At 38.6% G+C, this 22,384-nt stretch carries 20 protein-coding genes, 1 riboswitch and 1 other annotated feature; of the genes, 1 reads left to right on the plus strand and 19 read right to left on the minus strand.

Features of this window, described 5'->3' with window-relative positions; all coding sequences use genetic code 11:
* Positions 1-14 precede the first annotated feature (14 nt).
* From racE to AC3CH7_RS12735, 7 genes are all read right to left on the minus strand, one after another.
* Positions 15-812: a glutamate racemase gene (racE, locus tag AC3CH7_RS12705; RefSeq protein ID WP_488381762.1), complete on the minus strand. Its 798-nt coding sequence runs from the start codon at positions 810-812 to the stop codon at positions 15-17.
* A 10-nt stretch (positions 813-822) separates the two neighbouring features.
* Positions 823-1,275, minus strand: a complete 453-nt coding sequence (locus AC3CH7_RS12710; RefSeq protein ID WP_025114538.1) for a MarR family winged helix-turn-helix transcriptional regulator — start codon at positions 1,273-1,275, stop codon at positions 823-825.
* Between the two features lie 74 nt (positions 1,276-1,349).
* The gene (locus AC3CH7_RS12715) at positions 1,350-1,571 is read right to left on the minus strand and encodes a helix-turn-helix domain-containing protein (protein ID WP_004226437.1); all 222 of its coding nucleotides are present in this window, start codon (positions 1,569-1,571) and stop codon (positions 1,350-1,352) included.
* A 187-nt stretch (positions 1,572-1,758) separates the two neighbouring features.
* Positions 1,759-2,223 carry an acyl-CoA thioesterase gene (locus AC3CH7_RS12720; RefSeq protein ID WP_031419375.1) on the minus strand — a complete coding sequence of 155 codons (465 nt, stop codon included), beginning with the start codon at positions 2,221-2,223 and terminating at the stop codon, positions 1,759-1,761.
* Between the two features lie 253 nt (positions 2,224-2,476).
* Positions 2,477-3,256 (minus strand): succinate dehydrogenase iron-sulfur subunit, encoded by a 780-nt coding sequence (gene sdhB, locus AC3CH7_RS12725; RefSeq protein WP_012295561.1) that lies wholly within the window; start codon positions 3,254-3,256, stop codon positions 2,477-2,479.
* A gap of 5 nt (positions 3,257-3,261) precedes the next feature.
* On the minus strand, positions 3,262-5,016 hold the full coding sequence (gene sdhA, locus AC3CH7_RS12730; RefSeq protein WP_488381763.1) for a succinate dehydrogenase flavoprotein subunit: 1,755 nt from the start codon (positions 5,014-5,016) through the stop codon (positions 3,262-3,264).
* A 67-nt stretch (positions 5,017-5,083) separates the two neighbouring features.
* Complete coding sequence (locus tag AC3CH7_RS12735) at positions 5,084-5,692, minus strand: succinate dehydrogenase cytochrome b558 subunit (protein WP_031419376.1); 609 nt, start codon at positions 5,690-5,692, stop codon at positions 5,084-5,086.
* Between the two features lie 272 nt (positions 5,693-5,964).
* Here AC3CH7_RS12735 and AC3CH7_RS12740 point away from each other — a divergent pair, with 272 nt between their 5' ends.
* Entirely contained in the window at positions 5,965-6,399 is a 435-nt protein-coding gene (locus AC3CH7_RS12740; protein ID WP_012295564.1) for a YslB family protein, read from the plus strand.
* A 90-nt stretch (positions 6,400-6,489) separates the two neighbouring features.
* Here the strand turns inward: AC3CH7_RS12740 and AC3CH7_RS12745 are convergent, their stop codons facing one another.
* The 12 genes from AC3CH7_RS12745 to polX all read right to left on the minus strand — a co-directional run bounded on the left by AC3CH7_RS12745 (position 6,490) and on the right by polX (position 22,332).
* Positions 6,490-7,716, minus strand: a complete 1,227-nt coding sequence (locus AC3CH7_RS12745; RefSeq protein ID WP_036164424.1) for an aspartate kinase — start codon at positions 7,714-7,716, stop codon at positions 6,490-6,492.
* A gap of 131 nt (positions 7,717-7,847) precedes the next feature.
* Positions 7,848-8,026, minus strand: a riboswitch (Lysine riboswitch).
* Positions 8,027-8,121: 95 nt separating this feature from the next.
* Positions 8,122-9,912 (minus strand): excinuclease ABC subunit UvrC, encoded by a 1,791-nt coding sequence (gene uvrC / locus AC3CH7_RS12750; RefSeq protein ID WP_012295566.1) that lies wholly within the window; start codon positions 9,910-9,912, stop codon positions 8,122-8,124.
* Between the two features lie 118 nt (positions 9,913-10,030).
* A complete protein-coding gene (gene trxA / locus AC3CH7_RS12755) occupies positions 10,031-10,342 on the minus strand; it encodes a thioredoxin (RefSeq protein ID WP_008179170.1) in 312 nt (103 codons plus the stop codon).
* 119 nt (positions 10,343-10,461) lie between these two features.
* Positions 10,462-11,778 (minus strand): amino acid permease, encoded by a 1,317-nt coding sequence (locus AC3CH7_RS12760; protein ID WP_488381795.1) that lies wholly within the window; start codon positions 11,776-11,778, stop codon positions 10,462-10,464.
* Between the two features lie 95 nt (positions 11,779-11,873).
* Positions 11,874-12,106, minus strand: a binding site (T-box leader).
* Positions 12,107-12,255: 149 nt separating this feature from the next.
* Entirely contained in the window at positions 12,256-13,233 is a 978-nt protein-coding gene (locus AC3CH7_RS12765; RefSeq protein ID WP_031419381.1) for an electron transfer flavoprotein subunit alpha/FixB family protein, read from the minus strand.
* Positions 13,234-13,270: 37 nt separating this feature from the next.
* A complete protein-coding gene (locus tag AC3CH7_RS12770; protein WP_012295569.1) occupies positions 13,271-14,044 on the minus strand; it encodes an electron transfer flavoprotein subunit beta/FixA family protein in 774 nt (257 codons plus the stop codon).
* 116 nt (positions 14,045-14,160) lie between these two features.
* Entirely contained in the window at positions 14,161-14,934 is a 774-nt protein-coding gene (locus AC3CH7_RS12775; RefSeq protein WP_036217358.1) for an enoyl-CoA hydratase, read from the minus strand.
* Positions 14,935-14,948: 14 nt separating this feature from the next.
* Entirely contained in the window at positions 14,949-15,530 is a 582-nt protein-coding gene (fadR, locus tag AC3CH7_RS12780; protein ID WP_025114529.1) for a fatty acid metabolism transcriptional regulator FadR, read from the minus strand.
* 148 nt (positions 15,531-15,678) lie between these two features.
* On the minus strand, positions 15,679-17,373 hold the full coding sequence (locus AC3CH7_RS12785) for an AMP-binding protein (protein WP_031419385.1): 1,695 nt from the start codon (positions 17,371-17,373) through the stop codon (positions 15,679-15,681).
* A gap of 428 nt (positions 17,374-17,801) precedes the next feature.
* A complete protein-coding gene (locus AC3CH7_RS12790; RefSeq protein WP_008179180.1) occupies positions 17,802-18,215 on the minus strand; it encodes a DUF350 domain-containing protein in 414 nt (137 codons plus the stop codon).
* 22 nt (positions 18,216-18,237) lie between these two features.
* Positions 18,238-20,604, minus strand: coding sequence for an endonuclease MutS2 (locus tag AC3CH7_RS12795; protein ID WP_200990586.1), 2,367 nt, complete (start codon positions 20,602-20,604; stop codon positions 18,238-18,240).
* An 18-nt stretch (positions 20,605-20,622) separates the two neighbouring features.
* The gene (gene polX, locus AC3CH7_RS12800; RefSeq protein WP_488381764.1) at positions 20,623-22,332 is read right to left on the minus strand and encodes a DNA polymerase/3'-5' exonuclease PolX; all 1,710 of its coding nucleotides are present in this window, start codon (positions 22,330-22,332) and stop codon (positions 20,623-20,625) included.
* Between the last annotated feature and the right edge of the window lie 52 nt (positions 22,333-22,384).

Consider the following 22,384-nt stretch of genomic DNA (forward strand, 5'->3'; position numbering starts at 1 on the left):
GCTAAGCTGATTTTTTATTTTAATGTAATGCGTTTTATGTCGAGAGTACCTTGCTCCAACCAATTTTCAGCGATTGAACGGAAAATTGGAACAGAACCAGTTGCAAAAAATTTATGAGCAGGCACTGTATTTGTATTTGCTAAAGTGCCATTATAAGCTAGCATTTCTTGAGCATCCTTTGCTGTTTCCTCCGCAGAAGATAAAACATTCACTTCTTCTCCTACGACAGCTTCAATTTGTTTTTGTAAAATAGGGTAATGTGTACACCCTAAAATAACCGTGTCAAATTGTTGATTTTTCAACGGCTTTAAGCCTTCTGCTATTAACTTCGTTGCAAATTCACCTTTATATTCGCCACTTTCTACAAGTGGAACGAAGGTTGGACAGGCTAGTGGAATAATATGTGTTGACGTATTAAGTGACAGTAAGGCCTCTTCATATGCACCACTTTTTATTGTTCCTTCTGTTGCAAGCACAACGACTTCATGTCGCTTCGTTTTCTTTACAGCTGCACGTGCGCCAGCATTTATAACGCCTAGTACCGGAAAAGGCATATTTCTTTGTAAACTTTCGAGTGCTACTGCAGTCGCTGTATTACAAGCAATAACGAGCATCTTAATATTCATTTTTTCTAGCGCTTTCGCCATTTGCCAAGTGAAGTTCCGTACTTCCTGACGGCTTCTTGGACCATATGGACATCTTGCTGTATCGCCAATGTAATAAATCGTTTCGTTTGGCAATCGCTTTATAATTTCTTTTGCTACGGTTAACCCGCCTACTCCTGAATCAATAACGCCTATCGGGGCATTCATACTTTCCGCCTCAATCCTGTTTCATGTGTACATGTAGTTTTTCTAGGTAGCTTGATAATTGCGCGACTTCTTGCTCATTAAAACCAACAAGCATCTCTTGCAAATATTGCTGTCTTTTTTCTATAACCTCTTGAATAATACGTTCGCCCTTTTCGAGAAGATGAACAACAACGACACGGCGGTCATTTTCATCACGCATACGCTTGACTAATTCATTTTTCTCCATCCGGTCCACTAAATCTGTTGTCGTGCTAAAAGCTAAATATAAACGGTTTGATAATTCGCCAATTGTAATATCACCAAGCTCTTCTAACCACTGTAACGCAACAAATTGTGGCGGCGTAATCGCATAGTCGGAAACAATTTCTCTTCCCTTTTGCTTCACGATGGCCGCTATATAGCGTAATTCCTTTTCAACCGTTGCAACGGTTTCAGGTGAGTGTTTTGTTACTTCATCCGACATATAACTATTTCACTCCTAAAGATACGTTGAATAGTTCTATTTTGTCGTTTTTTTCACGAAATAGCAAGTGTCCATTAGTCTAATTTAAATTCTTCTAAGCGTAACAGCTCAATTAACGCCTGAGATCGATTCGTTACACCTAGCTTTTGAATTGTATTGGAAATGTGATTTCGCACTGTTTTTTCACTAATACCAAGCTGCTCTGCAATATCTCTCGTTGTTTTTTCAGCTAATAAAAGCGCAAATATTTCACGTTCTCGGTTTGTCAATAGAGAACGATGATGAGAGCCATTCATTCAGTTACACCCTCCTCCCCCGCACGTATTGTAACTTATGTTAAGGGGCTTGAAGCGGTGACGGCTATTTGCATGATTATTACATGTTTCCTTAAAAATTTCGGAAATTGCTTCGACATTTTCAACAATTTTATGTAAAACAATATTCCTACTATGTTCATAATTTTTTACGTTGTAACGCAACTCACTAATTGGGTATAATCCCCAAATCAATCAAGTGCGCTCTTTCTTCTTTAGAAATCGGTACACTCTTGCCTGTTCGAGGGTCCATTTGCACAATTGTCCCACGACCTGTGAAGCAAACTTCGTCCTTTTGATTTTTTGCTAGATAATGAAGGTCCATTGATGAACTTCCAACTTTCGCTACCTTTGTATAAATTCTTAGTAGGTCATCAAAGAAAACCTGCTTTACATAATCACATTGTAAATCAGCTACAATCGGTATACTCCTCACATTCTCATCAGCTACTGATGGCATTAAAATACCTATATGTCGAAAATAATCAATTCTCGCCTGTTCAAAATAAGTAAAGCTTACAGTATTGTTCATATGCCCATACATATCTGTTTCTGAGAATCGTACACGTGCCTCACTATAAAAGGAAAACCCCTTTTCCCACTCTTGTAAATTTCCAATATAGCTTGCTTTCATAATAACGCCATCCCCTATCATTTATTTACCATCCTTTTCAGTCAGTTTAGACTGTCAATCAGCAATGAATACTTATTCATTATATAAGAAAACACTATATTATCATAGGAAAAACCGAATTCCCCTTATTTTATTACTAAAATCCCTTTTTCTTTAAATAGTATGGTTTTTTCTTGAAACATGTTAACTATGTTTATATCACTATAAAAAAACTCCCTCACACTAAGTGTAAGGGAGTTCAGCTTGTCCGATATTAATCTACGTAGTGGTCAGAACCGAAGAAGTTACGGAACATTTGCACTGTAGTAGCACGGTTTAATGAAGCGATTGATGTTGTTAAAGGAATACCTTTTGGACATGCAGCAACACAGTTTTGAGAGTTACCACAGTTCGCTAGGCCACCATCGCCCATAATAGCATTTAAACGTTCGTCTTTAATCATTGCACCAGTTGGGTGAGTGTTGAAAAGACGTACTTGTGATAATGGAGCTGGCCCGATGAATGAAGCTTTTTCAGACACGTTTGGACATGCTTCCATACATACACCACAAGTCATACATTTAGATAATTCATAAGCCCATTGACGTTTACCTTCTGGCATACGAGGACCTTCACCTAAATCATACGTACCATCGATTGGTACCCATGCTTTCACTTTTTTAAGCGCGTTGAACATACGTTCACGGTCAACCTGTAAGTCACGAATAACAGGGAATGTTTTCATTGGCTCCAATTTAATAGGCTCAGTCAATTGGTCAACAAGTGTTGAACATGATTGACGTGGACGGCCATTAATAACCATTGAACATGCACCACAAACTTCTTCTAAACAGTTCATATCCCATGAAACTGGTGATGTATTTTCACCATTTTCAGTAACAGGATTTTTTTGAATTTCCATTAAAATAGAAATTACGTTCATACCATGACGGTAAGGCACTTGGAATTTTTGCCAGTAGCTATTGCCGCCCTGTGTATCTTGACGTAAGATTTCTACTTTAACCATTCTTCCAGTATTAGCTGCGATTTGCATAACTTTTAGTCTCCTTTCGCAGAGTAGTCGCGTTTACGTGGTGGGATTAAAGAAACGTCGACTTCTTGGTACGTGATGATTGGATTACCACTAGTTGGGTCAAACTTCGCCATTGTTGTTTTCAAGAATTGCTCGTCATCACGATTAGGGAAATCAGGTTTATAGTGCGCACCACGAGATTCATTACGTAATAATGCGCCTTTTGTCATTACTTTCGCAAGCACTAACATATTTTTAAGCTGACGTGTAAAGTGTGCGCCTTGATTACTCCATTTTTGCGTATCGTTAATGTTGATGTTGTTCCAACGCTCAGTAAGGTCATCAAGTTTTTTCAATGTATCTTCAAGCTGATCATTGTAACGTACTACAGTCATTGTAGCAGTCATCATTTCACCAAGCTCTTTATGCAGTAAGTAAGCGTTTTCTGTGCCTTCCATTTTCATGATAGCATCCCATTTCGCTTGTTCTTCTGTTACGCGAGCATCGTAAATCTCTTGTGGAATATCTTCTGCATGCTTTTTAAGATGTTTTACATAATCTACTGCGTTTGGTCCTGCAACCATACCGCCATAGATAGCAGATAATAATGAGTTCGCACCAAGACGGTTGGCACCGTGTTGAGAGTAATCACACTCACCTGCTGCAAATAGACCAGGAATTTCAGTCATTTGGTTGTAGTCAACCCATAATCCACCCATTGAATAGTGAACTGCTGGGAAAATCTTCATAGGTAATTTACGTGGGTCATCTCCTACGAATTTTTCGTAGATTTCAATGATACCACCAAGTTTAACGTCTAACTCATGTGGATCTTTATGTGAAAGATCTAGGTATACCATGTTTTCGCCATTGATACCAAGTTTTTGGTTTACACAAACGTCGAAAATTTCACGTGTTGCAATATCACGTGGTACTAAGTTACCATAAGCTGGGTATTTCTCTTCTAAGAAGTACCAAGGTTTACCGTCTTTATAAGTCCAAATACGACCACCTTCACCACGAGCTGATTCTGACATTAGACGGTTTTTGTCATCTCCAGGAATCGCTGTTGGGTGAATTTGGATGAACTCACCATTCGCATATGAAGCACCTTGTTGGTAAACGATAGAAGCAGCAGAACCTGTGTTAATAACAGAGTTTGTTGTTTTACCGAAAATAATACCAGGGCCACCAGTCGCCATAATAACAGCGTCTGCACGGAATGATTTAATTTCTTCTGTACGCATATCTTGCGCTACGATACCACGGCACACGCCGTCTTCATCGATAATAACACCAAGGAATTCCCAGTGCTCATATTTATTTACTAAACCAGCTACTTCATGAGAACGAACTTGCTCATCAAGCGCATATAGTAATTGTTGACCAGTTGTTGCACCAGAGAAAGCTGTACGGTGCATTAAAGTACCACCAAAACGACGGAAATCTAATAATCCTTCTGGTGTACGGTTGAACATAACACCCATACGGTCCATTAAATGGATAATCCCAGGGGCTGCATCACACATACCCTTAACTGGTGGTTGGTTCGCTAAGAAGTCACCACCATATACTGTATCATCAAAGTGGATCCATGGAGAATCCCCTTCACCTTTAGTATTTACCGCACCATTAATTCCGCCCTGCGCACAAACAGAGTGTGAGCGTTTTACAGGAACTAATGAGAATAAATCAACTTCAGTACCAACTTCAGCTGCTTTAATCGTTGCCATCAGACCGGCAAGACCACCGCCGACAACAATTATTTTGCTTTTCGCCATGATTATTTCTCACTCCTCTTAAAAAATTGCATTGATTGCATTTGCTCTATCGTAGCTTTCTATGGAATTATACAAAAGCTAAAATAGCAGCAATACCAACTACACTTAGAATTACGAAAATGATGTTTGTTACGTAAGTAGCAATCTTTTGAGCCTGTGGAGATTGTGTAATACCCCAGCTTACTAGGAATGCCCATAAACCGTTAGATAAGTGGAAAGTTGCTGATAAAATACCAACAATGTAGAATCCAAGCATGAATGGATTAGCAACGATATTCGCCATCATGTCGTAATCAACGTGTGTGCCAAGTGCTTTTTGAATACGAGTTTGGAAAATATGCCATGCAATGAAAATCACTAGGAATACACCTGTGAAACGTTGTAATGAGAACATCCAGTTACGGTATGTGCTGAAACGTCCTGTGTTTGGTGTAGCAGTGAATGCAATGAACACTCCATAAAATGCATGGAACATCAATGGAATATAGATGACAATCCATTCAACTAGGATAAGGAATGGAATCTTCTCCATTACTGCGGTAGCATCGTTATAACTATCTGCCCCGCCTGTTGCTGTAAAGTTAATGAACAGGTGCATCGTTAAAAACAGACCTACTGGAATGATCCCAAGTAGAGAATGTAAGCGACGCCATAAAAACTCTCGATCTTTCGACAAGACTGTTACCCCCCTTAGTACTTAAAATAGCACAACAAAAGAAGTCATCATTTTGTAAATGATACTTCATTGACTGTGTATTTCATCATGGTACAATATTATGACATGTTTATTGTACTCTCAAGAGCTACGAGCGTCAAGGCAACTCGAAGTTTTTCATAGAGCTTATTAAAGAACTAATCTAGTGCATAATGCGTCGTTTTTTCTCGAAAAATCTACCATTACTTTATTAACGTTAAATTTTAAGAAAATTCTAAGAAAGAAGGATAACAATGTTAAACACTCCATCTCCTACAATCTCTTCCTTTGGTTATGAGATCATTCGCGATCATATTCTATCTTCTATACTCGGTAAACATGAGAATGATGTCCTTTATTGGGCAGGCAAAGAGCTTGCGCGTAAGTTTCCATGTAAAAGTCAAGACGAACTTATCGCATTTTTCGCAGATGCCTGTTGGGGTACATTAGAGCTCATGAAAGAATCGAAAGACGGACGCATTTTCCAGTTGACAAACGACCCTGAAATATTACAAATCAAACAACGTAGCTTTAGACTTGAGGCAGGATTTATAGCTGAACAAATTCAGCTAGCTAAAGGCTATTTAACAGAATGCTATGATGAAAAACGTGAAAAGCAACATTACGTTATGTTTACAGTCAAATGGGACGTAAAGGAACGGATCATGCATACGATCCCAACAGAGTAACAAAAAAGGATTGTCTCCCCAATCAATAAACGGGATGACAATCCTTCCTTTTATTTCGGACAATGACAGAAAATGCTGTTTCTTCTATTATTATATGTAAAGAGCCTGCTCTAAATTAAATTCATCATGTAATGCATTTGCCGCACGAATCATTTCATCCTGCGGAACTACAACAGACACTTTAATTTCCGAGGTGCTGACCATCTTCACAGGGATATTTTCACGACGTAACCGGTCGAACATACGGGCAGCGACACCTGGATTAGAAACCATACCAGAGCCAACAATAGAAACTTTTGCTAATCCAATTTCGAAATCAGCAAAGCTAAAGCCAAGCGATACTTTACTGTCCTCTAAAACACGTAATGCTTCCGCAAATTCTTCTTTCAAAATTGAAAAGGACACAGTTGGTTTTAATCCATCAATAATGGCTTGAACAATAATATCCACGTTGATGCGATTTTCAGCAAGAGTTGAAAATATATCCGCTAATGAAGCACCCGAATATGCATCATAGCCAATTGTTAAACGAATAACATCTGATTCAAAGGCAACACCACGAACTATTAAATTTTTCTCCATCTCTACTTCCTCCTTCAATAAAGTACCTACTGACTCCACTAAACTAGAGCGTATGATAACTGGTATTTGAAACTTTTTAGCTAACTCAACTGCACGTGGATGTATGACCTGTGATCCTAAATGAGCTATCTCTAACATTTCATCATAGGAAATTTCCTGTAGTTTTTGTGCCTGTACAACAAAGCGTGGATCTGCTGTATACACACCGTCAACATTCGTATATATGTCTGTCCGCTCGGCATCTAATGCAACAGCAAGTGCGACGGCTGTCGTTTCGGTCCCACCTTTCCCAAGCGTTGTTATATTGTGGTCATTGTCAATGCCTTGATCTCCAGCAATAACGACGATTTGTCCTTGCATTAAATGTTCTTCGATACGACTAACATCGATATGATCTATCCGTGCATGACTATACATATGATCCGTGTAAATACCAGCCTGCCAGCCTGTTAATGACACCGCATTATAGCCAGCTTCTTGTAACGCAATGGCAAAGACTGAGCTTGATAGCTGAGAGCATGAAGACACAACTGCATCTAATTCACGTTTTGACACATCATCTGTGAAATGAAGTACGCTCATTTTCACGTCTTGTATCGTTTGTCTCATTGCAGCTACTACTACTACCACATCGAAACCTCTATCTTTTTCAGCAATCGCTTTTCGTACAGCCTCTTGAATTTGTTCGGGTGATGCTAATGCAGCCCCTCCAAATTTCATCACTATTCTAGACATTTCTTTTGTTCTCCTTTCCAGTCTGGTAATTCACCTAATATAAGGTGTAAAACAGCCTCTAGAAAACTAAAAGGCAGCCTTCACAAAACGTGAAAGCTGCCTCTAACATGTACAATAAATGAAACTTGCGCATGTGTGATAGCTCTCCGAAACTAGTAGAATCGACAGTCTTACATTTCTTAAATGCAAAACCAGTACAACAGTGGAAACAACATTACTGTACTTCGGCAAGCTCCCCTTTCACGCAATGTCTTAGGATTTGTTCATCCTCTATTGCGCTACTTTTGAATCTTGCACCTCTATCATCACCTTAAAAGTGAATGTATTAAATTTATGTTCGCCCTCATTAAAACAAGTGGGCTGTTAACATTGGACAACAATGTTATTTATAACCTTAGCATATGTCTATTCCTTTGACAATGACTCCTGCTGAAAATAGGCATAAATATGACTTGCTAAATTAGCTGGCATCCCGGCTTCCTGTAAAGCCAGCTCACTAGCCTCACGTATTTTCTTAACGGACCCAAAGTGTTTAAGTAGCTGCTGTTTTCGTTTTGGACCGACACCCTCAATTTGATCCAGCACAGATTGGATAGCATGCTTTTCATGCTGTTGACGTAAAAAGGTAATCGCAAAACGGTGGACTTCATCTTGAATTCGTTGTAATAAATAAAAACCGTCACTTGTACGTTTTAAGGCAATGACCTCGGGCGGATCACCAAACAATAGTTGCGATGTATTATGCTTGTCATCCTTTGCTAAACCAGCAATAGGTATAACAAGTCCTAGCTCATCCTCTAATACTTCTCGTGCTACTTCCATTTGACCTTTACCACCATCTATTAGCACTAAATCTGGTAGTGGAAGACCTTCCTTCAAAACACGAATATAGCGCCGGCGAATGACCTCTTGCATAGCACCATAATCATCATGCTTAGCTGCTGTCCGAGTTTTATATTTGCGATATTCCTTTTTGGCAGGCTTGCCATCAATGAAAACAACCATTGCAGATACTGCGTCCGTTCCATGCATATGACTATTATCAAAAGCTTCAATTCGTAATGGTGTCGTTATACCCATTGCATCGCCTAGTGCCTCACATGCACCAATAGTACGTTCTTCCTGCCGTTCGATAAGCTGGAATTTAGCGGCAACTGCAATTTCAGCATTTTTCGTCGCTAAATCCACCAACTCCTTCTTTTGACCTCTTTTTGGTGTAAGAACTTTAATGCCTAATAATTCCGTTAAAATCGCACCATCAATTGCTTGTGGAATAAAGACTTCTTTTGGCTTAATATGTTCTGGTTTTTCATAAAACCGTCCTACAAAGGTTAGGAACTCTTCCTCTGGATCTTGATAGATGGGGAAAATAGAAACATCCCGTTCGATCAGCTTCCCTTGGCGAACGAAGAAAACCTGTACACACATCCATCCTTTTTCCACAGCATAGCCAAAGACATCGCGGTTGGTCGTATCACTTGATACTATTTTTTGCTTTTGCATAACCGTATCTATATGAGCAATTTGATCACGAAACTCCTTAGCTCGTTCAAACTCCAAGTTTTCAGCAGCCGCAAGCATTTTTACTTCAAGCTCCTTTTTGACTGCCTCAACTCCACCGTTAAGAAACTTCGTCATATCCTCAATCATTTCCTGATAAACGTGACCTTCAATTTCTTTCACACATGGTGCTATACATTGGCCCATATGATAATACAAACAAACTTTTGAAGGTAGTTGCACACATTTTCGTAGTGGATATAAGCGATCCAACAGCTTCTTTGTTTCACTTGCCGCATAGGCATTAGGATACGGTCCAAAATATTTAGCTTTGTCCTTTTTTACTTTACGTGTCGTAATTAGACGAGGATGTTTTTCATTCGTAATTTTTAAATACGGATACGTCTTATCATCGGTCAACATGACATTGTATTTTGGGTCATGCAGTTTAATGAGATTCAGCTCTAAAATAAGTGCTTCTATATTTGATGATGTCACGATATACTCAAAATCTTCTATTTCGCTTACAAGTCTTTGCGTTTTACCTTCATGTGTTCCTGTAAAGTATGAACGGACACGATTTTTCAGTACCTTCGCTTTCCCGACATATATAATGGTCCCCTGTCGATCCTTCATCAAATAGCAGCCAGGCTGATCTGGTAGAATATCCAGTTTACGCTTGATTAAATCGTTCATTACCTACCTGCCTCCTACTTAAAATTCCCCTCAATAAATCATTTTATCTTTCTATAGTATATAACGAAAAAAAGCCGAACACATCAATTGATGGTCCGGCTTTTGTGAACTTCATTCATTACGCATGTTTTGCGATAAATGCTTCTAAAGCTTCTTTTGGTTGGAAGCCTACAGTTTTGTCAACTAATTCTCCATCTTTAAATAATAATAATGATGGGATTGACATGATTTGATACTCAGCTGCAGTACCTTGGTTATTATCTACGTCAACTTTTACAATTTTAGCCGCGCTACCTGCAGCATCCATTTCCTCAAGAACTGGCCCGATCATTTTACAAGGTCCGCACCAAGCAGCCCAAAAGTCCACTAATACTAACCCTTCTTTAATATCACTTTGGAACGTAGCATCTGTTGCATGTACAATTGCCATTTGAAATCCTCCTTAAACTTACTATGATTGTAGTATAGCATGGATAAATTCACTTGAGCGAACAATCTGCCTGTAATGTATTTTTTATGAAAATCCTTGTCGAAAATTAAACGTACCGATTAATTTTGTTGATAACGGCCTTTCCATAAATAAGTTAACGTAATAAAAATGTAGATGGCTAATGTAATACCCGTCACGATTATTGAAGTGGTAAAAATAATACCAATTAAGATCGTACTCAGTGCAATAATCGCAATCCATGTAGTATAAGGGTACCATTTCACTTCATACACACTTGAGTTTGCTGATTGTTTTTTTCTTGATTTCAGATGAGCTATGGCAATAATTAACCAAATAAATAGCACAGTATATCCAAGTGATCCCATCAGAAAATCAAATGTCTTGCTTCCAGCATATAACGAAACGATGACACCTAAATATAACGCTAATGTACACATCAAAATCGCATATACGGGAACATTTCTTTTGGATAATTGAGCAAAAATTTTAGGAACACGCCCGTCTACTGCTTGTGTATAAAGTACACGTGACGAACCATAAAGGCCCGAATTCATAGAAGAAATAATAGCAAGTAACACTACAGCATTCATTATATGATCCGCACCAGGAATTCCGATCATTTTAAATACCATTACAAATGGACTTTCTGGTACTCCATTCACTTCATTCCAAGGAATCAAACTAACGATAATAAAGAATGGCAGTAAATAGAAAGTAACAATCCGTACTAATGTACTGCGCACAGCTTTTGGTACTACCTTTTCAGGATTTTTTGTTTCAGCTAATGTAATCCCAATGATTTCAGTTCCACCATAGGAATAGATCACCACAAGCATAGCTGCAATTAATCCCATTGATCCATTTGGGAAAAAACCGCCGTGCGAGGTTAAGTTAGAAAAACCTACAGCACTATGTTGACCAAATGAGACAAGCAATAAAATGATTCCTGCAATAATAAATACAATAATAACCGTAATTTTAATCAATGCTAGCCAGTATTCCGTTTCAGCAAAAATCTTCACGGATAACAGATTAATAGCTGTCACTAGCACCGAAACAGATAACGCCAATATCCAAATTGGGTATTCAGGCAACCAATATTGTATAAAAATAGCGGCGACAACAGATTCTGCTGCAATATTTAATACCCACATCTTCCAATAAATCCAGTCTAAAAAATAAGCAGGATATTTGCCTAAAACGGATTCGACTAAATCTCTAAACGTTCTTGCTTCCTTATTGCGGACTGCCATTTCTGCGAGACCTTGCATAACAAATAATAAAATAATGCCCCCTAATAAATAGGCTATAAGCACCGATGGACCTGCCATATCAATGGCTGCACTACTTCCTTTAAATAATCCTGCGCCAATGGCACCACCTAATGCCATCATCGTAATGTGACGCGAGGTCATTGTTCTTTTTAATTGTTGTTGATTGTTCTTTTCCACTTTCTTACCTCCTAAAAATCAAAAAAGGCATACCGTCTGTTCCTTCATCATCAAATGAAAGAAGAGACGATATGCCATAAGCAAACCGCGGTACCACTCTAATTGGTTCTTTATGAACCCAACTTAAAACCTTGTAACGAAGGTCAATCGTCAAACAAATAGAATAATCCGACAATTCTATTTATCTTACCACTCCTAGGCAAGTTCAAAGTCTTATTGGTCTGCGTTGCACCAACCCGCAGCTCTCTTTACCGAATAATGAGCTTTTACTACTCCTAATCTTTGCGTTTAAAAACATTATTTGAATATTTAATGATATTCAACACTATAATCGTATCTGTTAATTATGTCAATATTTTATTTTGCAATAATTTTCAAATAGCAGCTACTTTCTTAGAAAATTAAAAAAGCAGGAAGGATCATCCCTCCCTGCAATAACGTTTATGCATTCACTTTTAGAGCCTTAAATTCCTCAATTAATAACGGAACTACTTCAAATAAATCTCCAACAATTCCATAGTCTGCTACTTTGAAAATATTTGCTTCAGGATCTTTATTAATAGCAACAATTACTTTAGAATTTGACATTCCTGCTAAATGCTGAATTGCCCCTGAAATACCAGCTGCAATATAAAGGTCTGGAGTTACAACCTTACCAGTTTGACCAATTTGAAGTGAATAGTCACAATACTCAGCATCACATGCACCACGAGATGCTCCAACCGCACCGCCTAATAAGTCAGCAAGCTCTTTCAGTGGCTCAAATCCTTCTTCAGATTTCACACCGCGACCACCAGCAACAACAACTTTTGCCTCTGATAAGTCAACACCTTCTGAAGATTTACGAACAACCTCTTTAATAATTGTGCGAAGGTTTGTAATTTCTACAGTTACTGCCGAAACATCTCCTGTTTTACCATCAACTTTTTCTAAAGGTGCAATGTTATTTGGACGAATAGATACTAATACGATACCGTCTTTTACCTTCACCTTTTCAAAAGCTTTACCAGAGTAGATTGGTCGAATGAATACAACATCATCGCCTGCGCCTTCAATTGTAGTAACATCAGATACAAGACCTGCCTGTAATTTACTTGCGATTTTTGGCGATAAATCTTTTCCATTTGCCGTATGGCCAAAGACAATGCCAGCTGGCTTTTCTTGCTCAATAATAGCTAGTAGTGCTTGACTATAGCCATCAGATGTATATTGTTTTAAATGTGGGTGTTCCACCGTTACAACACGATCAGCACCATATTCAAATAATGGACCTGTTAAATTTGCTACAGCATCCCCTAAAAGTACCCCTACAACCTCGCCACCATCAGCAATTTGTTTTGCAGCTGCAATTGCTTCGAAAGAAACATTACGTAAGCTTCCTTCACGAACTTCACTTAATACTAATACTTTTTTTGACATAGCATATTCCCTCCGTTACCCTTTAAGATTCGATTTTTTAAACTACTTTTGCTTCCGTATGAAGTAGATTTACCAGTTCTTTTACTTGTACAGAAAGGTCGCCTTCAAGCACACGGCCTGCTGCTTTTTGAGCTGGTAAGAAGATATCAATCGTTTCAATCTTCACTTCTACATCGTCTTCATCGATATCTAAATCATCTAACTCAAGTTCTGCAAGCGGTTTCTTCTTCGCTTTCATAATACCTGGTAGGGATGGATAACGTGGCTCATTTAAACCTTGTTGAGCTGTTACTAACAGTGGTAAAGAAGTTTCAATTACTTCTGAATCCCCTTCTATATCACGAACAATTTTCGCAGAAGTTCCATCAATTTCAAGTTTTGTAATCGTTGTTACATAATTAATATCTAGTAAGTCTGCAACACGTGGACCCACTTGACCTGAACCACCATCAATCGCAACATTTCCTGTTAAAATTAAATCAGCATCTTTATCTTTTAAGTATTCTGCTAATAAATAAGCAGCAGCATTTTGGTCTAATTCGTCTAAATCATCTTCCGTATTGATGAGCACTGCCTCATCTGCGCCCATTGCTAAAGCTGTACGTAATTGCTTCTCAGCATCCTCGCCGCCAATTGTCACTACTGTCACTTTTCCACCTGCAGCGTCACGCACTTGGATTGCTTCTTCGATGGCATATTCATCGTAAGGGTTAATGATGAATTCTGCGCCGTCCTCTTGGATTTTACCACCCGACACAACGATTTTTTCTTCTGTATCAAACGTACGTTTAATTAATGCAAAAATATTCATATATCCATACCTCCTGGAACGTTTTATAATTCTAAGTAAACTTATAAATATTATATATATTTAGTTTCAATAACATCGATAACATACTTGTTTGTTGCTATCGACATATGGGAAAATTATTTGCCAGTAAACATAGGCTCACGCTTTTCAATGAATGCTTGAATTCCTTCTTTTGCATCTTCTGTGACGAACACTGTACCAAAGGATTTTGCTTCCGCATCAATACCTTCATAAAATGAAGCATGCTTTGCATATTGCAATGTTTGAATAGCTGCCTTCAAAGCAATTGGACTCTTCTTTGCAATATTCTTTGCAATTTTTAGCGTTTCCTCTAAAAGTGTCTCTTCTGAGAATGCACGGTTTGCTAAGCCCCATTGCACAGCTTCTGTACCAGAAATCGGTTCGCTCGTAAACATCATTTCAGCAGCCTTTGCTACACCAACATAACGTGGTAATCGCTGTGTACCGCCAAAGCCAGGAATAAGACCTAATTGTAACTCTGGTAAACCTAGTTTCGCTGATTCCGTAACAAAGCGCATATGACAGCTCATTGCTAGCTCAAGCCCACCGCCTAATGCTGCACCATGAATAGCTGCGATAACTGGCTTAGGGAACGATTCCACACGCTCAAATACTTGCTGTCCATTGCTAGCTAGCTTCGTGAACTCTTCTCCAGATTCTACCCCAATAAATTCTTTAATATCTGCACCTGCAGAGAAGAAACGGCCTTCACCATGAAGTACAAGGACTCTTACAGCATCATCATGTTCTACAGCATCTAGCACAGAATTTACTTCTGCAATAATACCGCGTGATAACGCATTTGCTGGCGGACGTGCAATTGTAATATTTGCTACCCCATCTTCCACTTTCCAACTTAGAAATTCCATTTCTCCACATCCTTTTAACCTTTTATGGCGTTCAGGATTAATGCCTGAACCTTCGGAACCTGTTCCATCAAATCATATCGATAGTCATTCATAACCCACGACGTAATAGTTTCATCGATTGTTCCAAAAACCATTTGACGTGCCAAGCGTACATCCATCGTTTGATTGAACTCACCTGAAAGCATACCTTCGATTAAAATTTGATCAAGTAAATGTAAATACTCACGTAATACCGAATTAATTTTTAGTCGTAAGTCTTTGTTTGATTGGCGAAGCTCTAATTGCGTGACGGTTGCTAGGTATCGATCTGTCGCTAGAACATTAAAATGATTTTCAATCATTCGGGAAAGTTTGTCTTTAGACGTATTCCCATTTTCTATTATATCTTGTAATGACTCTACAAAAACAGCCATTTTTTCATTAAAGACAGAAATTAATATATCTTCTTTATTTTTAAAATATAAATAGATAGTTCCATCGGCCACCCCAGCCTGTTTGGCGATTTTCGATACTTGCGCTTGGTGATACCCATTCTCCGCAATAACGATGACAGCTGCATCAATAATTTGCTTATATTTTGGCTTATCTCGTTTCACTTTTATATCACCACCTAAAAAACATGCGCACGTCAACATAATCACGTATGACGTGAGAACCTAAAAAAATATGAAAATATGAATGGTCATTCATTCATATTTTCATATTATATTTTACACCATTGCTTGTCAATACTTTAACACGTATTTATTTCGCTTCTTTATTCGCCATTTTCGTTTTTTCTTCTTCCACTAATGTACGACGCAAAATTTTACCTACGGCTGTTTTTGGCAACTCCTGTTTAAATTCATAATACCGTGGAACTTTAAATGCCGCTAGATGCTGACGGCAATATTTATTTAATTCGTCTTCTGTAATCGAATACCCTTCTTTTAAAACAATATAAGCTTTTACCGTTTCACCTCGATAAGGGTCAGGTATACCTGCTACAACGCATTCTTGGATTTCCTCTCGTTCGTATAGCACTTCCTCAACCTCTCGAGGATAGATGTTAAAGCCTCCAGCAATGATCAAATCTTTTTTACGATCCACTACATAGAAAAAGCCTTGCTCATCCATATAGCCAAGATCTCCTGTTAAAAACCAGTCATCTGCAAATGTAGCGGCAGTATCCTCTGGACGATTCCAATAGCCCTTCATCACTTGTGGCCCTTTTACTGCAATTTCACCAACTTCTCCAACTGGCAATTCTTCAGTATCCCCTGTCCGCAAAATAACTGCTTCTGTATTAGGCCAAGGTAATCCAATCGAGCCAATCACCCGCTTGCCCCAAATGGGAGTAGCATGTGTCACTGGCGATGTTTCAGTTAATCCATAACCTTCTACTAATTTTCCACCTGTTACTTCTTCAAATTTCTCTTGCACTTCAATTGGCAAAGAAGCTGAACCACTTAGGCAGGCCTTTATAGATGATAAGTCATAATTAGCAATGTCTGGATGATTTAATAAACCAATGTATAGGGTTGGCGCACCAGGGAAAAGGGTCGGCTTTTGCTTATCGATTGTCTTTAATGCTGTTTCCGCATCAAATTTCGGTAAAAGCACCATTTTATTTTGAGTGAAAACTGATAAAAGCATAACCGTTGTCATACCATAGACGTGGAAGAATGGTAGGATACCCATAATAACCTCTTCACCGTGTACACATTTATACATCCATGCATCACACATTGTCGTATTGGCTATTAAATTTTTATGGGTAAGCATGACTCCTTTCGGGAATCCGGTTGTACCACCTGTGTATTGAAGTAATGCTAGGTCTTCTTCAAAATCAAAAGGAATATGATCCATTACCTTGATTGGTGCAGAGCGCATTATTTCTGAAAACAAATGATTTTGTCCACTATGTTCAACCTTGACACTAAAGCCATATTGCTTTTTTTGAATAAATGGATAGACTAAATTTTTTGGGAATGGTAAATAGTCTTTGATGGCTGTCACAATGACATTTTCTAGGGCAGTGTCTTTGATAATTTTCATAACTCTTGGGTACAAAATATCCATCACAAGTATAACTTTTGCACCCGAATCTGCCATTTGATATTGAAGCTCACGTTCAGTATAAAGTGGATTTGTTTGTACGACAACAGCACCCGCATACATGGCACCGTAGTAAGCGATTACACTTTGAGGCGAGTTAGGTAACATAATGGCCACCCGGTCTCCCTTTTCCACACCTAATGATTGTAAATAGTTTGCGAATCTTAAAGCAGATTCATATAGTTCGGTGTACGTCAAATCCTTCCCCATAAAATGAATCGCTATTTTTGATGGATTCTTTTTATAGGCGCGTGTCAAAAACTCTTGCACTGGAATTTCCTCAAACGTTAAAGACGATGGTACTTCTTCAGGATAATTTGCTAGCCATGGTTTTGCTGTCATACGTCCTCTCCCCTTTGTCCCAAACTTTGTCAATTCTTAATTTTATTATAATGAAAAAGAAATGCACTTTCAAACAGAAAATAGAAAATAAACGTATTTTCGATTAATTATTATGCATTTAACAACATTATTATGACTTATTCTATATAGTATTTGTGCGGTTAGATACGATGAACACTCATTCATTCTCAAGTCTTTCAGATTAAAAATAACCTACGTATTTCTATATTTGAAAAATATTTTTTCTCTCAAGTCTTTCGTAAATTTAGTTGAGGCTACCTGCAATAAGCTAGCTCAATAAAAAACGCACCCTTTAAAAGGATGCGTTCAAATGTTTAAATAGTCATCATATAATAGACGCCCACTGCCAAAAATGCGATACAGACAATGATTAGTACCTTTGCTAATTTTTCCATGTCATGACACTCCTATGCAATACTTGCCCCAATTACAAACGATAGACCAACTGAAATGGTAAAGGAAATGAAACCAACTGAGCGATTATCATTGGCAATCTCTTGATCAACATTAAAACGAGGTGTCATAAATTCAAATAAGAAATAGGCAACAATTAACAGCGTAAAACCAAAAAGACCCCAGCCAATCATTTCACTTAATGTACTATGACGAGCAATGGAAAAACGAAAAATATTACAAATTCCTAGTATTTTTCCGCCTGTTGCAAGTGCCACAGCTACATTACCTTTTTTAATTTCTTCCCAATTTTTATACTTCGTCACGACTTCGAACAATGCCATCGACACGACTAAACATAACACAACAACACTAAAGTATCCTGCCGTTTCGATAATTGGATATCGCCAAAAGCCAGAATTCAGCATCTTTCTCCGTCCCCTTTATAGCTTATTTCAATTCAACAACTGTGACGCCTAAGCCCCCTTCGCCGGCTTCACCAAAACGGAAGGATTTCACACGCTTATTGTTTTTCAAATAGCTTTGAATACCTTGGCGTAAAGCCCCAGTACCAACACCATGGATAATAGATACACGACCATAATTCGCGAGTAAAGCATCATCAATATACTTTTCTGTCCTTAAAATTGCATCTTCATAGCGCTCTCCACGCAAATCCAATTCTAATTTCACATGGCCATTTCGATTTTTTACACCAGCTGTTCGTACAATAGGCTCTTTTTCAGGTTTAATATACTCCAAATCACTATCAGAGATTTTCATTTTTAAAATCCCCATTTGGACAACCCATTCAGTATTCGAAACTTTTTCTAACAAAGTACCTCTTTGACCATAGCTTAACACCTTTACCTCATCCCCGACAACTAAGTTTTGTGCACGGGCTTTTACTTGTGCAGCTTTTTTTAGTACTTTATTATTTTCAAGCGGTGTTGCTTCTTCCAAACGTTTACGTGCTTCAATCAGTTCGTGCTCTTTAACAACTTGGTCGGCATTTTTACGCATTTCTCTCAGCTCAGCAATAATACCTTCCGCTTCACGTTTCGCTTCTTCTACAATTTTACGAGCTTTTTCTTTAGCTTTCTTATCAAGTGCCTCTTTACGCTCTTCATAGGCTTGCAATTTATCTTGTAGCTCTTTACGTAAGCTCTCTGACTCTAACAATAATGCATGGGAACGCTCTGCATCATCCTCCGATTGACGACGTGTTTCCTCTAATGAAGCAATCATCGATTCAACCTCATGTCGATCTGTTCCTGTAAAGCCTTTAGCACGCTCAATAATGGACTCTGGGAGACCAAGGCGACTGGATATTTCAAATGCATTTGAACGTCCAGGAACACCAATTAATAAACGATAGGTAGGACTCAATGTTTCAATATCAAATTCTACACTGGCATTGGCAACACCAGGTCGATTATAACCGTATGCTTTGAGTTCAGGATAGTGAGTTGTAGCCATCACACGAGCACTACGACCATGCACCTCATCTAAAATAGAAATGGCTAAAGCTGCCCCTTCTTGTGGGTCCGTCCCTGCTCCTAACTCATCAAATAGAACAAGTGACTCATGATCAAATTTTTGTAAGATGTCGACAATATTGACCATATGAGATGAGAATGTGGAAAGCGATTGCTCTATAGATTGCTCATCTCCAATATCAGCAAACAATTGTTTAAACACAGCAAGCTGAGATCCATCCAATGCTGGTACCGGTAACCCTGCTTGAGCCATTAATGTACACAAGCCAACTGTTTTTAAAGTGACCGTTTTACCACCTGTATTTGGACCCGTAATGACTATTGCTGTTATGTCTTTCCCAAACTCAATATCGTTTGGCACAGCTATATCTATTGGTAACAGAGGGTGGCGTGCACGAACAAGGCGGATATAGCCGTCCTGATTCATTTTAGGCATTGTACACTTATTGGCTTGGCCATACTTGCCTTTAGCTAAAATGACATCGATATCCCCTAATACCTTTACTAAGTTAAATAAATCTGGTGCTACATCTTGCACCATTGCACTTAAAGCTAGTAAAATTCTTTCAACCTCAGCCTGTTCTTTCATTTTCAAACGATGAATTTCATTATTCGCTTGGACGATAGAATCTGGCTCAATGAATAATGTTTGTCCAGAAGAGGATTGGTCATGGACGATTCCACCGTAATGATGACGATATTCTTGCTTGACAGGAATGACAAAGCGATCATTCCGAATTGTAACAAGTGTATCAGATAGCATTTTCGATGCATTACTGCCACGGATTAAGCTCTCCAATTTAGAACGCACCTTGGCTTCTTCCGAGCGTAAGGATTGGCGAATAGTTCGTAAAGTTGTACTAGCCGAATCTAAAACGGCTCCGTTATCATCAATACAGTTATTAATTTCATGCTGTAATCCCGTTAATACAGGCATTGTTTCCTTTTTAGCGATGAAATGTGGAATCTCAATTACTTCATCGGCTTCTAAATCCTCGATAAAATTGCGGAGAATTCTACTAGCTCGAATTGTACTAGAAATTTCCATTAGCTCTATCGCTGCTAACATGCCCCCTATTTGTGCTCTTCTTGCAGATGGTCGAACATCAAATATCCCACCCATCGGTACATTACCTTTTACACGTAAAATGGATAAACCCTCATCCATTTCTTCTAATAGTTGTACTACTTTATCATAATCAGTCTGTGGTACAAGCTCCTCGATGGCTGATTTCCCAATTGAAGAAGTACAATAGGTAGCCACTTGTTGCCGTACTTTATCGTATTCTAGTGTTTTCAATGCGCGTTCTGCAATCACTGAGAACACCTCCTCAACCTATTTATTTCGTCGTATGAACGCTTCAAATTGATCACGCGTCCATGTATTCACAATCAAATCTTTTGGTATCCATGCTCTATTGGCATAGCGAACTCCAATATCCATAAAACGTAAATGTGTCGAATCATGGGCATCCGTATTAATTGCTATTGGTACACCTGCTGCTAAAGCCATTTCTAAATGTTCAACACATAAATCAAGACGGTAAGGGTTGGCATTTAACTCTAAAATTTTACCATATTCCTTCGCCCAGGCAATTAACTGTTTCATATTAGGATTATAGCCATCACGATCTTCAATAATTCGCCCTGTAGGATGGGCAATCATATGGACATAAGGATTTTGCATAGCTGTCAGTAGGCGTGCCATAATTTTTTCCTGTGATTGTGTAAAACTTGAATGGATAGAAGCAATCACAAAATCTAATTCCCGCAATACTTGATCATCAAAATCTAAGGTTCCATCCGGTAAAATATCCATTTCTGTACCTGTAAATAAATGAAATTCTGGGTGAGCTTCATTAAAAGCTTCAATTTCCACTCGCTGTTTTTTTAAACGCTCTGGTGTTAAACCATTTGCGACTTTTAGAAATTGAGAATGATCCGTAATAACGCCATATTGATAGCCATGTGCTAGTAATGCCTTGCCCATTTCTGCAACAGAATATGCACCATCCGACCACGTCGTATGCATATGCAAATCAGCCTTAATATCCTCAAGTCGAACTAATTTTTGTATTTCCTCTGTTTTGTCAAACTCCTTTGTCCCTGAACGTAAGCTAGGTGGAATCCAAGGTAAATCAAAATGAGCAAAAAATGCCGCTTCATCTTGAAATGTTAGAACCGTACCATCTTCCTGCTCAACACCATATTCACTAATTTTTTCTCCTCGCGCTTTTGCAAGTTGGCGCATGCGTACATTATGGTCCTTAGAGCCGGTAAAATGATGCAAGGCAGTTGCATATTCCTTGTCCTTCACTAAGCGAAAATCAACGCTGACTGGCTCATCTAAATCCAAAATCACCGAGATTTTTGTATCTCCTGCTGCAACAACCTCTTGAATGGCTAATGTATTTATTAAATTTTCACGGACTACCTCAACCGCTTCTGTTACAACAATAAAATCAATATCTTTACTAGTCTCCACTGCCCGCCGGAAACTTCCAGCTACTGAAAAACGTTCCACTTCCTCCATACTATCTAGAAGGGCCTCTATTTGTAAAACCACAGGCTCTAGCTGCCAAATGGGTAAACGCTCAGAACGATTAGCTAAATTGGCAAGCTCCTTTAAAATTTTCTCTTCTGTTTTGGCAGCAAAGCCGGCTAATTCACGAACCTTGCCTGCTTCACAAGCCTCCTTTAAGCTTTCCGCTGAATCGATGCCTAGCTCTTGGTGAAGCTTGGCTATCTTTTTTCCACCTAAACCTGGCAACTTTAACAATGGCAATATTCCTTTAGGTACAATCTCTTCTAGGTCTTTTAGCAAACTCGATTCACCCGTTACCATCAAATCCTCAATAACAGCAGCCGTCCCCTTGCCAATACCTTTAAGTTTGGTTACATCATCCATTTCACTTAATGAACGCTCGTCTCCTTCAAGTGCTGCGGCTGCTTTTCGAAAAGCAGATACCTTGAATGGATTTTCACCTTGCAATTCCATGTACAGAGCAATTTTTTCGAGTGTACGAATAATGGTTTTTTTATTCACCAATAATTCCTCCTATCGTAAAAACACTTCTCTCAAAACAGAGAGAAGTGCA

The organism is Lysinibacillus sp. F12, assembly GCF_057773605.1.

What these genes read in the sequence shown, in the direction of transcription:
- AC3CH7_RS12790 (WP_008179180.1), bottom strand. Translation starts at nt 18,215, where the DNA reads ATGCTGAATTCTGGCTTTTGGCGATATCCAATTATCGAAACGGCAGGA.
- AC3CH7_RS12765 (WP_031419381.1), bottom strand. Translation starts at nt 13,233, where the DNA reads ATGTCAAAAAAAGTATTAGTATTAAGTGAAGTTCGTGAAGGAAGCTTA.
- AC3CH7_RS12775 (WP_036217358.1), bottom strand. Translation starts at nt 14,934, where the DNA reads ATGGAATTTCTAAGTTGGAAAGTGGAAGATGGGGTAGCAAATATTACA.
- sdhB (WP_012295561.1), bottom strand. Translation starts at nt 3,256, where the DNA reads ATGCAAATCGCAGCTAATACTGGAAGAATGGTTAAAGTAGAAATCTTA.
- AC3CH7_RS12740 (WP_012295564.1), top strand. Translation starts at nt 5,965, where the DNA reads ATGTTAAACACTCCATCTCCTACAATCTCTTCCTTTGGTTATGAGATC.
- AC3CH7_RS12770 (WP_012295569.1), bottom strand. Translation starts at nt 14,044, where the DNA reads ATGAATATTTTTGCATTAATTAAACGTACGTTTGATACAGAAGAAAAA.
- AC3CH7_RS12720 (WP_031419375.1), bottom strand. Translation starts at nt 2,223, where the DNA reads ATGAAAGCAAGCTATATTGGAAATTTACAAGAGTGGGAAAAGGGGTTT.
- AC3CH7_RS12715 (WP_004226437.1), bottom strand. Translation starts at nt 1,571, where the DNA reads ATGAATGGCTCTCATCATCGTTCTCTATTGACAAACCGAGAACGTGAA.
- sdhA (WP_488381763.1), bottom strand. Translation starts at nt 5,016, where the DNA reads ATGGCGAAAAGCAAAATAATTGTTGTCGGCGGTGGTCTTGCCGGTCTG.
- AC3CH7_RS12745 (WP_036164424.1), bottom strand. Translation starts at nt 7,716, where the DNA reads ATGTCTAGAATAGTGATGAAATTTGGAGGGGCTGCATTAGCATCACCC.
- AC3CH7_RS12710 (WP_025114538.1), bottom strand. Translation starts at nt 1,275, where the DNA reads ATGTCGGATGAAGTAACAAAACACTCACCTGAAACCGTTGCAACGGTT.
- AC3CH7_RS12760 (WP_488381795.1), bottom strand. Translation starts at nt 11,778, where the DNA reads ATGACCTCGCGTCACATTACGATGATGGCATTAGGTGGTGCCATTGGC.
- uvrC (WP_012295566.1), bottom strand. Translation starts at nt 9,912, where the DNA reads ATGAACGATTTAATCAAGCGTAAACTGGATATTCTACCAGATCAGCCT.
- trxA (WP_008179170.1), bottom strand. Translation starts at nt 10,342, where the DNA reads ATGGCAATTGTACATGCAACAGATGCTACGTTCCAAAGTGATATTAAA.
- racE (WP_488381762.1), bottom strand. Translation starts at nt 812, where the DNA reads ATGAATGCCCCGATAGGCGTTATTGATTCAGGAGTAGGCGGGTTAACC.
- AC3CH7_RS12785 (WP_031419385.1), bottom strand. Translation starts at nt 17,373, where the DNA reads ATGACAGCAAAACCATGGCTAGCAAATTATCCTGAAGAAGTACCATCG.